Raw genomic sequence first — 14,316 nt, 5'->3', positions numbered from 1 at the left:
ATGGCCACCCCAACACGCGCGGCGCGAATGCCGGAGCCTGTCCCTTCCGGGGCATGGACGACGCTGGCATCCAGCACCTTTGCCTTCACCATCTGCTTCGCCGTCTGGATGCTGTTCGCCGTCCTCGGCATCCCGCTCAAGAAGGAACTCGGGCTCAATGAAACCGAGTTCGGCCTGCTGGCCGCCACGCCGGTGCTGAGCGGCTCGCTGATCCGCGTGCCGCTCGGCATCTGGACCGACCGCTACGGCGGCCGCGTCGTGTTCTTCGTGCTGATGCTGGCCACGGTCATCCCGATCTGGCTGATCTCATATGCGCATACGCTGTGGCAGCTGCTCGTGCTCGGCCTGTTCGTCGGTCTGGCCGGCGGCTCGTTCTCGGTCGGCACGCCGTATGTCGCGCGCTGGTTCCCGCGTTCGCGCCAGGGGCTGGCCATGGGCATCTTCGGCGCCGGCAACTCGGGCGCCGCGCTGACCAAGTTTGTCGCGCCCGCGCTCATCCTGGCTGCCGGCACGTGGGAAGTCGTGCCCCGGGTGTATTCGGTGGCGATGCTGGTGACGGCCATCGTGTTCTGGTTCGGCTCGCGCAGCAATCCCGCGCACCGGGTGACGTCCAGCACCGGCTTTCGCGAGCAGTTGGCCATGTTGCGCGACCCGCGCGTGTGGCGCTACTCGCAGTACTACTCGGTGGTGTTCGGCGGCTATGTCGGCCTGTCGCTATGGATGACCAAGTACTACATCGGCGAGTACGGCTTCGACATGAAGGTGGCCGCGTTCCTGGCCGCATGCTTCTCGCTGCCCGGCGGCGTGCTGCGCGCGATCGGCGGCTGGATCTCCGACCGCTACGGCGCGCAGCGCACCACGTGGTGGGTGATGTGGGTGAGCTGGGTCGGCTTCTTCCTGCTGAGCTACCCGCAGACCGACTTCGTGATCCACACCACCACGGGTCCGCAGAGCTTCCGCATCGCGCTGACGCCGACGGTATTCACGTTCCTGCTGTTCGTGGTCGGCATCGCCTTCGCCATCGGCAAGGCCTCGGTCTTCAAGTTCATCTCGAACGATTTCACGCACAACATCGGCGCCGTTTCCGGCGTGGTGGGCCTGGCGGGCGGCCTCGGCGGCTTCGTGCTGCCGATCCTGTTCGGCGCGCTGGCCGACCTCACGGGCGTACGCAGCAGCTGCTTCATGCTGATGTACGGCACCGTGTGCGTGAGCCTGGTCTGGATGCACTACAGCCACCGCGCCGAACGCCGGCGCAAGGAACAGGCCGTCGGCCTCACCCAGACGGCGTGACGCCGCCCCTGATCCCTCTTTCCACTCAAGCACACTGTCATGTCCACCTCTGTACTAACGCGCTGGGAGCCCGAGAACGCGGCGTTCTGGCAAAACACGGGCGAACGCATCGCCTACCGCAACCTGTGGATCTCGATCCCCGCACTGATGCTGGCCTTCGTGATCTGGATGCTGTGGAGCGTGGTTGCCGTCAACCTCGACCGCGCCGGCTTCCAGTTCACCAAGAACCAGCTGTTCTGGCTGACCGCGCTGCCCGCGCTGTCCGGTGCCACGCTGCGCATCTTCTACTCGTTCCTCGTGCCGGTGTTCGGCGGGCGCCGCTTCACTGCCATCTCCACCGCGCTGCTGCTGATCCCGGCGCTCGGCATGGGCTTCGCGCTGCGCGACCCGACCACCAGCTACCCGACGCTGCTCGCGCTCGCGCTGCTGTGCGGCTTCGGCGGCGCCAACTTCAGCTCGTCGATGGCCAACATCAGCTTCTTCTTCCCGAAGGCGAAGAAGGGCCTGGCCACCGGGCTGAACGCCGGCATCGGCAACCTCGGCGTGTCGGTGGTGCAGTTCGTCACGCCGCTGGTGGTATCGCTGGCCGTGTTCGGCACGCTCGGCGGCGATGCCCAGCAATACCAGGCTGGCGACGTCACCAAGAGCCTGTGGCTGCAGAACGCGGGCTTTATCTGGGTGCCGTTCATCGTGGTGTCGTCGCTGGCCGCGTGGTTCGGCATGCATGACATCGCCGACGCCAAGGCTTCCTTCGCCGACCAGGCCATCATCTTCAAGCGCAAGCACAACTGGCTGATGTGCTGGCTGTACGTGGGCACGTTCGGCTCGTTCATCGGCTTCTCGGCCGGCCTGGCGCTGCTGACCAAGTCGCAGTTCCCGGGCGTGAATCCCACGGCTTATGCCTTCCTGGGGCCGCTGGTCGGCGCACTCACGCGTCCTGTGGGCGGCTGGATCTCCGACAAGCTCGGCGGCGCGCGCGTGACGCTGTGGACCTTCATCGGCATGATCATCGCCGTGTTCGGCGTGCTGGCCGCCTTGCCGCATGACGGCGCAACGGGCAGCTTCCCTGCCTTCCTGGCGGCCTTCGTCGCGCTGTTCGCGCTGACCGGCATCGGCAACGGCTCGACCTTCCGCATGATCCCGGTGATCTTCCTCACGGAGCGCCAGCGCGCCGCAGCCGGCAAGGGCGACATCGTGCAACGCCAGGCGCTGCAGGAAGCCGGCAAGGAATCGGCTGCCGTGCTCGGTTTCTCCGGCGCAATCGGTGCCTACGGCGGCTTCTTCATCCCCAAGAGCTTCGGCACCTCGCTGGAGCTGACCGGCTCGGCCGACGCCGCGCTGTATTGCTTTATCGCCTTCTACGTGAGTTGCGTGCTCGTGACGTGGTGGTGCTACGCGCGCCGCAACGCTGCCATGCCCTGCTGAGGCTGCCGGCCGGCCTAGTTCGACCGAACTAGACCGGCCCCTGCCGACTAGCCCGAACGCACCGCGCGGCCTGTTCCACCAGCGAATTGGCGCGCACATTCACTCCCCATAAGCTACGAGTGTCCCTGCAACGGCCGCGTGCCGCCAGCAGCTAGCATTCGCGGAGAACAAGAGATGAGTCACTTTCTGGATCGACTGAAGTTCATGTCGCGCGTCAAGTCCACGTATTCGGACGGGCACGGCGCGGTAGTGAACGAGGACCGCAAGTGGGAAGACGGCTACCGCAGCCGCTGGCAGCACGACAAGATCGTGCGCTCCACACACGGCGTGAATTGCACGGGCTCCTGCTCGTGGAAGGTGTATGTGAAGAACGGCCTGATCACCTGGGAAACCCAGCAGACCGATTACCCGCGCACCCGTCCCGACCTGCCCAACCATGAGCCGCGCGGCTGCCCGCGCGGCGCCTCCTACAGCTGGTACGTCTATTCCGCCCAGCGCGTGAAGTACCCGATGATCCGCGGCCGCCTGATGGAAATGTGGCGCGAGGCCCGCAAGACCATGGACCCGATCTCCGCGTGGGAATCGATCAGCCAGAACCCCGAGAAGGCCGAGCGCTACAAGAGCGTGCGTGGCCTGGGCGGCTTCGTGCGCGCCGACTGGAACACCGCGACCGAGATCATCGCGGCCGCCAATGCCTTCACCGTCAAGAAGTTCGGACCCGACCGCGTGGTCGGCTTCTCGCCGATTCCCGCCATGTCGATGGTGTCCTACGCCGCGGGCGCGCGCTACCTGAGCCTGATCGGGGGCGCCTGCCTGTCGTTCTACGACTGGTACTGCGACCTGCCGCCGGCCAGCCCGCAAATCTGGGGCGAGCAGACCGACGTGCCGGAGTCGGCCGACTGGTACAACTCGACCTACCTGATGGTGTGGGGTTCCAACGTGCCGCAGACGCGCACCCCGGACGCCCACTTCTACACCGAGGTGCGCTACAAGGGCACCAAGACCGTGGCCGTGTCGTCCGACTTCGGCGAGATGGTCAAGTTCGGCGACATCTGGCTGGCCCCGAAGCAAGGCACCGATGCCGCGCTGGCCATGGCGATGGGCCACGTCGTGCTCAAGGAATTCCACGTCAGCCGCAAGTCGGCGTACTTCCGCGACTACATCAAGCAGTACACCGACATGCCGATGCTGGTGCTGCTGCGCGACAACGACGGCGCGCTGGTCCCCGACCACTTCCTGCGCGCCTCGCACCTGGCCGACAACCTCGGCGAAGCCAACCATCCGGACTGGAAGACCCTGGTGGTCGACGACATGACCGGCGACATCGTCGCGCCCAACGGCTCCATCGGCTTCCGCTGGGGCGAGGGCGCGCACAACGGCGGCGAGAAGGTCGGCCGCTGGAACCTGGAAATGAAGGACGGCGGCAGCAGCCGCAATATCGATCCGCGCCTGTCGCTGCTGGGCAGCCACGATGAAGTGGCCGAAGTCGGCTTCGCCTATTTCGGCGGCGAACATGACGCGCTGCTGCGCCGCCGCGTGCCGGCTCGCCGCGTGACGCTGGCCGACGGCACCACCGCGCTGGTCGCCACGGTGTATGACCTGCAGCTCGCCAACTACGGCGTCGACCAGGGCCTGGGCGGCCCGAACGTGGCCACGTCCTATGACGACGACGTGCCCTACACCCCGGCCTGGCAAGAGAAGCACACCTCGGTGCCGCCGAAGCTGGTGATCCAGGTCGCGCGCGAGTTCGCCGACAACGCGGACCGCACCCAGGGCAAGAGCATGGTCATCGTCGGCGCGGCGCTGAACCACTGGTACCACAACGACATGATTTACCGCGGCATCATCAACCTGCTGATGATGTGCGGCTGTATCGGCAAGAGCGGCGGCGGCTGGGCACACTACGTCGGCCAGGAAAAGCTGCGTCCGCAGTTCGGCTGGGCGCCACTGGCCTTCGGCCTGGACTGGTCGCGCCCGCCGCGCCAGATGAACGGCACCTCGTTCTTCTACAACCACACCAGCCAGTGGCGCCACGAGAAGCTTGGCGTGGACGAGATCCTGTCGCCGACCGCCGACAAGAACAAGTACTGCAAGATGACGCTGCTGGATCTGAACGCCAAGTCCGAACGCATGGGCTGGCTGCCGTCCGCGCCGCAGCTCGGCTCCAACCCGCTCGACGTCGTCGACGCGGCCGAGCGCGCCGGCAAGGATCCAGTCGCCTACACCGTCGAGCAACTGAAGTCGGGCAAGCTGGAGTTCGCCTGCGACGATCCCGACAACCCCGCCAACTTCCCGCGCAATATGTTCGTCTGGCGTTCGAACATCCTGGGCAGCTCGGGCAAGGGACATGAGTACTTCCTGAAGTACCTGCTCGGCACGCAGAACGCCGTGTTCGGCGACGAGGACGATGCGATCAAGCCGAGCGAGGTCAAGGTGCGCCCGGCCGCCGAAGGCAAGCTCGACCTGCTGACCGTGCTCGACTTCCGCATGAGCACCACCTGCCTGTACGGCGACATCGTGCTGCCCACGGCCACGTGGTACGAGAAGGACGACCTCAACACGTCGGACATGCACCCGTTTATCCACCCACTGTCCGAAGCCGTGCAGCCGCTGTGGGAAAGCAAGACTGACTGGGAAATCTACAAGGCGATCGCGAAGAAGTTCAGCGAGATCGCCGGCCCTTACCTCGGCACGCGCAAGGATCTCGTCTGCACGCCGCTGCTCCATGACACCCCGGGCGAACTCGGCCAGCCGTTCGAGCCGAAGGACTGGAAGCATGGCGAGTGCGACCTGATCCCGGGCAAGACCGCGCCGTCGATGGTCGTGGTCGAGCGCAACTACGCCGACATCTACAAGAAGTTCACCTCGATCGGCCCGCTGCTCGACAAGATGGGCAATGGCGGCAAGGGCATCAACTGGGATACGAAGCACGAGGTCAAGGAAATCGGCGAACTCAGCAAGACCGTGGCCGACCATGGCGTCAGCCACGGCCGCCCGAAGCTGGAAACCGCGATCGACGCCGCCGAGATGATCCTGACCTTTGCGCCCGAGACCAACGGCCATGTCGCCGTGAAGGCCTGGGACGCGCTGTCCAAGATCACCGGCCGCGACCACACCCACCTGGCCGAAGGCCGCGAGCACGACAAGATCCGCTTCCGCGACGTGCAGGCCCAGCCGCGCAAGATCATCTCCGCGCCGACGTGGTCGGGACTGGAGTCGGAAGAAGTCAGCTACAACGCCGGCTACACCAACGTGCACGAACTGATTCCATGGCGCACGCTGACCGGCCGCCAGCAGTTCTGGCAGGACCATCGCTGGATGCTCGACTTCGGCGAAGGCTCGGCCGTGTACAAGCCGGCCATCGATACCAAGACGGTCAGCCCGATGCTCGGCAAGAAGCCGAACGGCAACCCCGAGCTGGTGCTGAACTGGATCACGCCGCACCAGAAGTGGGGCATCCACTCCACCTACTCGGACAACCTGCGCATGCTGACGCTGTCGCGCGGCGGCCCGCACGTGTGGATTTCGGAAGTCGAGGCCAAGGCCAACGGCATCCGCGACAACGACTGGGTCGAGGTGTTCAACGTCAACGGCACGCTGACCGCGCGCGTGGTGGTGTCGCAGCGCGTGCCGCAAGGCATGTGTTTGATGTACCACGCCCAGGAGAAGATCGTGAACGTGCCGGGCGCCGAAACCAGCCGCATGCGCGGCGGCATCCATAACTCGGTCACGCGTGCGGTCACCAAGCCCACGCACATGATCGGCGGCTACGCGCAACTCGCCTACGGCTTCAACTACTACGGCACCGTGGGCAGCAACCGCGACGAGTTCGTGATCCTGCGCAAGATGAAGAAGGTCGACTGGCTGGAAGGGCCGCTCGTGGAAAAGAACGCGAAGTTGAGTGAAAAGGAAGGAGCCTGAGAATGAAGATCCGTGCCCAGGTAGCCATGGTGCTGAACCTCGACAAGTGCATCGGCTGCCATACCTGCTCCGTTACCTGCAAGAACGTGTGGACCAGCCGTGACGGCATCGAGTACGCCTGGTTCAACAATGTCGAAACCAAGCCCGGCATCGGCTACCCGAAAGAATGGGAGAACCAGGACAAATGGCAAGGCGGCTGGAAGCGCAATGCCAACGGCACGCTGGAGCCGCGCCAGGGCGGCAAGCTGAAGATCCTGGCGAACCTGTTCGCCAACCCGAACCTGCCGCAGATCGACGACTACTACGAGCCGTTCACCTACGACTACGAGCACCTGCAGAAGGCACCGCTGGTGCAGACCCCGCCGACCGCGCGCCCGGTGTCCGTGCTGACCGGCCGCAAGATGGAAAAGATCGAATGGGGTCCGAACTGGGAAGACGACCTCGGCGGCGAATTCGCCTCGCGTGGCCGCGACAAGCTGTTCGACGACGTACAAAAGGAGATGTACTCGACCTTCGAGAACACCTTCATGATGTACCTGCCGCGCCTGTGCGAGCACTGCCTGAACCCGACCTGCGTGGCATCGTGCCCGTCGGGCTCGATCTACAAGCGCGAGGACGATGGCATCGTGCTGGTCGACCAGGACAAGTGCCGCGGCTGGCGCATGTGCATCTCGGGCTGCCCGTACAAGAAGATCTACTTCAACTGGCAGAGCGGCAAGGCCGAGAAGTGCCTGTTCTGCTATCCGCGCATCGAGGCCGGCCAGCCCACGGTGTGCTCGGAAACCTGCGTCGGCCGCATCCGCTACCTGGGCGTGATGCTCTATGACGCGGACCGTATCGAGCAAGCGGCATCGGTGGCCGACGAGCGCGACCTGTACCAGTCGCAGCTCGACGTGTTCCTGGACCCGCACGACCCGACCGTGCAGGCCGAGGCGCGCCGCCAGGGCATTCCGCAGAGCTGGCTCGATGCCGCGCGCAAGTCGCCGGTGTACAAGATGGCGTGCGAATGGAAGGTCGCCTTCCCGCTGCACCCCGAGTACCGCACGCTGCCGATGGTCTGGTACATCCCGCCGCTGTCGCCGATCCAGTCCGCCGCCGAGGCGGGCCACATGGGAATGAACGGCATGATCCCGGACGTGAAGAGCCTGCGCATCCCGGTGAAGTACCTGGCCAACCTGCTGACCGCGGGCGACGTCATGCCGGTGCTGTCCGCACTCGACCGCATGCTGGCGATGCGCGCGTACAAGCGCTCGCAGGTCGTCGACGGCGAACAGGACCTGGCCGTGCTGGAGCAGGTCGGGCTGACGCCGGCGCAGGTCGAGGACATGTACCAGACCATGGCCATCGCCAACTATGAAGACCGCTTCGTCATCCCGTCGTCGCATAAGGAAATGGTCGAGGACAGCTTCAGCGACAAGGCCAGCTGCGGTTTCACCTTCGGCAACGGCTGCTCCGGCGGCACATCGGAAGGCACGCTGTTCGGCAAGAAGCCGAAGCCGGCCATCGCCTATGCCGCCCTGCCGCGTTCGCGCAAGGCCTTCGCCGGCTGAACCGGCTGAACAGACAGGAGAACCCACATGCCCCTCTACCCAATCCTTAGCGCACTGCTCTGCTACCCCGAGGAGGCCTTGCTCGAAAGCCTGCCCGAGATCGACCAGGCTCTGGCCGAATGGCCGCAGGCGCACGAGATGCTCGCGCCGTTGATGCACATGTTGCGCGGCGAAACACTGATCGCGCTGCAGGAAAACTATGTCGCCACGTTCGACCGCAATCCGGCGCATTCGCTGCACCTGTTCGAGCACGTCCACGGCGAGAGCCGCGACCGTGGCCAGGCCATGGTCGACCTGATCGAGGAATACCGGCGCGACGGCTTCGAGCCGACCGCGTCGGAACTGCCGGACTACGTGCCGCTGTTCCTCGAATACCTGGGCGCACTCGTCGCGGACAACAAGGAAGCACGCGCCGAGCAACTGCTTGGCGATGCCATCCATGTGCTGGCCGCCGTGGGCGACCGGCTCGTGCGCAACGAAAGCCCGTATGGCGGCGTCTTCACCGTGCTGCGCACGCTGACCGACGTACAGCCCGAACCCCAGCAGGAACCGCCCGTGCGCGACATGGATGAAGCGCTCGAAACCTTCGGCCCCGGCGCCGATGGCGTCGAGCCGCTGCTCGGCCCCGCAACCGGCCTGCACGCCGTGAAGTTCTACCCGCGTGGCACCGCGCAGCGCGCGCCGGTGGCCTCCGTTTGCTGAGAACGCCAAGGTGACGACCATGAACCTGATCCATCAATTCCTCTTCGGCATCTACCCGTACATCGCGCTGGCCATCTTCCTGTTCGGCAGCCTGGCGCGCTTCGAGCGCGAGCAGTACACGTGGAAGACCGACAGTTCCCAGGTGCTCTACCGCGGCAATCTGCGCACGGGCAACATCCTGTTCCACGTCGGCATCCTCGGCCTGTTCTTCGGGCACCTGGTCGGCTTGCTCACGCCGGTCGCGGTGTGGGACACGCTGGGCGTCTCGCACGGGCTCAAGCAGGCCGTGGCCATGACCGCCGGCGGCGTGATGGGCACCATGTGCCTGGCCGGCCTGCTGATCCTGCTGCATCGCCGCCTGACCAATGCGCGCGTCTCGGTCGTGACCCGCGCCGGCGACAAGGTGCTGCTGCTGTGGCTGCTGGTCACGCTGCTGCTGGGCCTGTCCACCATCTTCGAATCCGCCAGCCATATGGACGGGCACATGATGGTGCTGCTGATGACGTGGGCCCAGCACATCGTCACGCTGCGCGGCGACGCCGCGAGCTTCGTGGCCGATGCTCCGCTGCTGTTCAAGGCGCACCTGTTCATGGGGATGTCGCTGTTCGTGATCTTCCCGTTCACGCGGCTGGTCCACGTCTGGAGCGGCTTCGCCTCGGTGGGCTACCTCGGCCGCGCCTGGCAACTCGTGCGCAGCCGCTGAGCCGCGCGCATCGAAACCGGAGAACACCATGCCAGTCACCGTCAACGGCGTAGAACTGACCGACGCCGATATCGAACGCGAATTGGACCACCACCACGATGCGCGCAATCCGGCGCACATGGCAACGGTATCCGCCATCCTGCGCCGCCTGATGCGCACCGAGGCCGAACGCCTCGGCATCGCCCGCGGCGACATGGACGACGACGCCGTCGCGCAGGCCCTGCTGATGCAGGAGGCACCCGTGCCCGCCCCCGACGAGAGCAGCTGCCGCCGCCACTACGACAGCCGCCCCGACCGCTTCCGCGAAGGCGAATGGGTCGAGCTCGAGCACATCCTGTTCCAGGTCACACCGCGCGTGCCGCTCGACGCACTGCGCGAGATCGCGCAGCAGACGCTCGCGCTGATCAAGGGCGATCCGTCGACCTTTGCCAGCCACGCCAGCGCCTTGTCCAACTGCCCGAGCGGCGCCGGCGGCGGTCGCCTGGGCCGTGTGTTCCGCGGCGAGACGGCACCGGAGTTCGAACGCGCGGTCTTCGCCGCGCAGGCGCAGGGGTTGTTGCCGCAGCTCGTGGAATCGCGGTTCGGCCTGCATATCGTCCGCGTGCTTGACCGCTGCGACGGCACGCGCCTGCCATTCGACATGGTGCGCGCGGACATTGCGCGTGCGCTGTCGGATGCCGCCCGCGACCGCGCCTGGAAGCAGTACGCCAGCCTGCTGATCGGCCGCGCGAGCATCACCGGCATCGAACTCGACGGCGCCGACAGTCCGTTGGTCCAGTAGCGCCATCTGGCGCCATTATTTCCGGGAGCCCGCTGGCATGCACGAGATTGAACGTCTGCTGAAAGGCTTCGAGCGCTTCCAGCAGCATTACTTCGAGGACAAGCCCGAGCTGTTCGACACGCTGCGCGACGGGCAACGTCCGCCGACTCTTCTGATCGGCTGCAGCGATTCACGCGTCGACCCCGCCCTGCTGCTGGGATGCGACCCCGGTGAACTGTTCACCGTGCGCAATATCGGCAACCTTGTGCCACCGTGCACAGGTAGCCAGGAAGGCAGCCTGCACGGGGTATCCGCCGCGATCCAGTTTGCCGTCGAGCAGCTGCGCGTGGCCCGCATCATCGTAATGGGCCATGCCGGCTGCGGCGGCATCCGCGCCTTGCTGGCGCAGCCGGCCGACGCCGGGAACGACGACACACCGGCCGGCAAGGACTTCATCGGCCCGTGGGTACGGATTGCCGGCGCCGCCCGCCGGCACGTCGACGAGACCCTGGCCGGTGCCAGCGCTGCGCAACGCCAGCGCGCCTGCGAGCAGGCCGCCATCCTGGTGTCGCTGCGCAACCTGGAGACCTTTCCATTCGTGCGGCGCGAGCTGGAATGCGGCCAGCTCACGCTGCATGGCTGGTACTTCGACCTGGAGGCCGGCGCCCTGCTCGCGTACTCGCAGCGGGCCGACGGCTTCCTGCCCCTCGTCTGCCCGCTCGGGCGCGAAAACTCACCTGCGAAGAACTAAGGATCATGCAAGGATTCGTTATCGGCATTGCCGGCTCATCGGGCAGCGGCAAGACCACGCTCATCACCGCCATGCTGCCCTGGTTCCGTTCTCACGGCCTGAGCGTCAACGTGGTCAAGCACAGCCACCATCCGCTCGAACTGGAGCCGCCCACCAAGGACAGCGCGCGCTTTCGCGCGGCGGGCGCCAACGAGGTCATGGTGGCCTCGCCCTATCGCTATGCCATCGTGCGCGAACTGCATGGCGAGCAAGAGCCAACGCTGGCCGAACAGATCGCGCGCCTGTCGCCCGCCGACCTGACGCTGGTCGAAGGCTTCCGCGGCGATGCGATCCCACGCATCGAAGTCTTTCGTCCCGCGCATGGCCGCGAGCCGTACTATCCGCGCGACCCGTCCATCATCGCGCTGGCCACCGATGCACCCACCGATGCCACGCTGCCTTGCCTGCCGCTGAATGATCCCACGGCGGTGGTGCTGTACATCCTCGCGCTGCGCGCAAGCCGCAGCGTCCGGCGAGAGCCGCGCCACGCGCAGCAGCTTGCCAGAGTTGCCGCCTGACGTTGCCATCCCGATCGACCTCGCCATGTCCCACTCCACACCGGCCAGCCTGCCGCTGGTCTATGCCTGCTCGGGCTGCTCCAGCGTCGCGCAGCTCGCCAATGCCTTCGCCATCCGCCTGGACCGCAGCGGCCGCGCGGAGATGTCCTGCATCAGCGGCGTGGGCGGCGGTGTCCCTGCCCTGACGCGCGTGGCGCGCTCCGGCCGTCCGATCCTCGCATTGGATGGCTGTCCGCTCGCATGCGTGAAGGCTTGCCTTGCCGGCGTCGATGTCGTGCCCGCCAGGCATCTCGTACTGAACCGGCTCGGTGCCACCAAGCGGCAGCATGGCGAATGCACCGAAGCCGAAGAGCGCGCCACGTGGGAGATTGTCGAGCAAGCGCTCGCAGAAATTTCCGCCGCCATTTAGCGAATGCATGGCTGCATGAAGCGCCGATAGCGACGACGCGCGCGACAGCAACCCCAAGGACAGTATGGCTATAGGCCGCAGCGCTCTTCCTCGTTGACGACAGTCAACCCGGTACTGCGCAATCTTCACGATGATCTCCCTGACAGCCGGTGCAGCAAGCCTCACAACAAACCGGCACAACGGCTTTCCCCAACCGCTGAAGAGCAGCACTTATGAAAGCGAAATCCTGGAGGTTCACCGCGCTCGCGGCCTTGCCGTTATCCCTCTGGCTGAGCCACGCCAGCGCGGACACAACGGCAGCGGCGCCTGCCACGCCGCCGACCGCGTCGGCACCCACCCTGACCCCTGCCGAATTCGACCATGCCCGGCAGATCTACTTCGAACGCTGCGCCGGCTGCCACGGCGTGCTGCGCAAGGGCGCCACCGGCAAGCCGCTCACGCCGGACATCACACGCGCACGTGGCAGTGAATACCTGAAGACCTTCATCAAGTACGGCAGCCCCGCCGGCATGCCGAACTGGGGCACATCGGGCGACCTGTCCGATACCGAGGTCGACCTGATGGCTCGCTATATCCAGCTCGATCCGCCGACGCCGCCGGAGTTCTCGCTGGCGGACATGGAGAAAAGCCGCAAGGACATCATGCCCGTGGCCAAGCGTCCGACGCGCAAGATGAACCAGTACAACCTGGACAACCTGTTCTCGGTGACGCTGCGCGACGCCGGCGAAGTGGCGCTGATCGATGGCGACAGCAAGAAGATCATCAACATCGTGAAGACGGGATATGCGGTGCACATCTCGCGCATGTCCGCTTCGGGCCGCTACCTGTACGTGATCGGCCGCGATGCGCGCCTGGACCTGATCGACCTCTGGCTGCCCAAACCCGACATCGTCGCCGAGGTCAAGATCGGCCTGGAAGCCCGTTCGGTGGAGACGTCGAAGTACAAGGGCTACGAGGACAAGTACGCCGTGGCGGGCTCCTACTGGCCGCCGCAGTACGTGATCATGGAAGGCGACACGCTCAAGCCGCTCAAGGTCGTGTCGACGCGCGGCATGACGGTGGACAACGAGTACCACCCCGAGCCACGCGTGGCGTCGATCGTCGCCAGCCACTTCCATCCCGAGTTCGTGATCAGCGCCAAGGAGACCGGCAAGATCCTGATGGTCAACTACGCCGACCTGAACAACCTGAAGACCACCACGATCGACTCCGCCAAGTTCCTGCATGACGGCGGCTTCGATGCCACGGGCCGGTACTTCCTGGTGGCGGCCAATGCATCGAACAAGATCGCGGTGGTCGACACCAAGGAGGACAAGCTCGCCGCGCTGATCGACGTGGGCAAGACTCCGCACCCGGGACGCGGTGCCAACTTCGTGCATCCGAAGTTCGGGCCGGTGTGGGCCACGAGCCATCTCGGCGACGAGACCATCAGCCTGATCGGCACCGACCCGGTCGCCCACAAGGCGCAGGCGTGGAAGGTGGTGCGGACGGTCAAGGGCCAGGGCGGTGGTTCGCTCTTCATCAAGACGCATCCGAAGTCGTCCAACCTGTGGGTCGATACGCCGCTGAACCCCGATGCCAAGCTCAACCAGTCGGTGGCCGTGTTCGATACGCGCAATCTCGACGCGGGCTTCCAGGTGCTGCCGGTAGCCGAGTGGGCCAACCTGAAGGGCGAAGGCGCCAAGCGCGTGGTGCAGGCCGAGTACAACAAGGCCGGCGATGAAGTGTGGTTCTCCATCTGGGGCACCAAGGACGGCGAGTCGGCGCTCGTGGTGGTCGACGACAAGACGCGCAAGCTGAAGACCGTCATCAGGGATCCGCGCCTGATCACGCCGACCGGCAAGTTCAACGCGTACAACACCCAGCACGACATCTACTGATCGTGCGTGCGGCGCGCAAGGCAAAACCTTCCGCGCCGCCTCCGGAGCCAGACAATGCAATCCATCCGAATCCTCATCGCGGCCGCCGCGTGCGTGCTGCTGCCCGCAATGGCCCACGCTAACGCCGAACTTGCCGCCAGCAAGGCCTGCATGGCGTGCCATAGCGTAGACAAGAAGCTCATCGGTCCGGCCTTCAAGGACGTGGCCGCAAAGTACAAGGGCGGCAAGGACGCTCCCGCGCAGCTTGCCGGCTCGATCCTCAAAGGCAGCAGCGGCAAATGGGGGCCTGTGCCCATGCCCGCCAACCAGGTGACCGACGCCGAAGCAGACAAGCTCGCCAAATGGGTGCTGACGCTTTAGGCGCCATC

The 14,316-nt window shown here is 65.7% G+C and carries 12 protein-coding genes; all 12 read left to right on the top strand.

From position 1 onward, the window contains the following. Positions 1-1,290: an MFS transporter gene (locus ACIGJB_RS17625; protein ID WP_483733601.1), complete on the top strand. Its 1,290-nt coding sequence runs from the start codon at positions 1-3 to the stop codon at positions 1,288-1,290. Between the two features lie 39 nt (positions 1,291-1,329). Continuing rightward, the gene (locus tag ACIGJB_RS17620; protein WP_483733600.1) at positions 1,330-2,715 is read left to right on the top strand and encodes a NarK family nitrate/nitrite MFS transporter; all 1,386 of its coding nucleotides are present in this window, start codon (positions 1,330-1,332) and stop codon (positions 2,713-2,715) included. A gap of 174 nt (positions 2,716-2,889) precedes the next feature. Next, a complete protein-coding gene (locus tag ACIGJB_RS17615; RefSeq protein ID WP_483733599.1) occupies positions 2,890-6,636 on the top strand; it encodes a nitrate reductase subunit alpha in 3,747 nt (1,248 codons plus the stop codon). 2 nt (positions 6,637-6,638) lie between these two features. Beyond that, the gene (gene narH / locus ACIGJB_RS17610) at positions 6,639-8,186 is read left to right on the top strand and encodes a nitrate reductase subunit beta (RefSeq protein ID WP_483733598.1); all 1,548 of its coding nucleotides are present in this window, start codon (positions 6,639-6,641) and stop codon (positions 8,184-8,186) included. A gap of 27 nt (positions 8,187-8,213) precedes the next feature. Then, the gene (gene narJ, locus ACIGJB_RS17605; protein WP_483733597.1) at positions 8,214-8,888 is read left to right on the top strand and encodes a nitrate reductase molybdenum cofactor assembly chaperone; all 675 of its coding nucleotides are present in this window, start codon (positions 8,214-8,216) and stop codon (positions 8,886-8,888) included. 19 nt (positions 8,889-8,907) lie between these two features. Then, positions 8,908-9,591 carry a respiratory nitrate reductase subunit gamma gene (gene narI, locus ACIGJB_RS17600; protein WP_483733596.1) on the top strand — a complete coding sequence of 228 codons (684 nt, stop codon included), beginning with the start codon at positions 8,908-8,910 and terminating at the stop codon, positions 9,589-9,591. A 28-nt stretch (positions 9,592-9,619) separates the two neighbouring features. After that, positions 9,620-10,372 carry a peptidylprolyl isomerase gene (locus ACIGJB_RS17595; RefSeq protein ID WP_483733595.1) on the top strand — a complete coding sequence of 251 codons (753 nt, stop codon included), beginning with the start codon at positions 9,620-9,622 and terminating at the stop codon, positions 10,370-10,372. A gap of 37 nt (positions 10,373-10,409) precedes the next feature. Further along, entirely contained in the window at positions 10,410-11,102 is a 693-nt protein-coding gene (locus ACIGJB_RS17590) for a carbonic anhydrase (RefSeq protein WP_483733594.1), read from the top strand. Positions 11,103-11,107: 5 nt separating this feature from the next. After that, on the top strand, positions 11,108-11,659 hold the full coding sequence (mobB, locus tag ACIGJB_RS17585) for a molybdopterin-guanine dinucleotide biosynthesis protein B (protein WP_483733593.1): 552 nt from the start codon (positions 11,108-11,110) through the stop codon (positions 11,657-11,659). A gap of 25 nt (positions 11,660-11,684) precedes the next feature. Next, positions 11,685-12,068, top strand: coding sequence for a putative zinc-binding protein (locus tag ACIGJB_RS17580; protein ID WP_483733592.1), 384 nt, complete (start codon positions 11,685-11,687; stop codon positions 12,066-12,068). Between the two features lie 212 nt (positions 12,069-12,280). After that, entirely contained in the window at positions 12,281-13,948 is a 1,668-nt protein-coding gene (locus tag ACIGJB_RS17575; RefSeq protein WP_483733591.1) for a cytochrome D1 domain-containing protein, read from the top strand. Positions 13,949-14,002: 54 nt separating this feature from the next. Then, complete coding sequence (locus ACIGJB_RS17570; protein WP_483733590.1) at positions 14,003-14,308, top strand: c-type cytochrome; 306 nt, start codon at positions 14,003-14,005, stop codon at positions 14,306-14,308. Positions 14,309-14,316: the final 8 nt, after the last annotated feature.

The sequence above is a fragment of the Cupriavidus sp. C2SS-8b genome (assembly GCF_057073745.1).
Note: the sequence above shows the minus strand (reverse complement) of the source record. Positions and strands in the feature narration are given on the sequence as shown.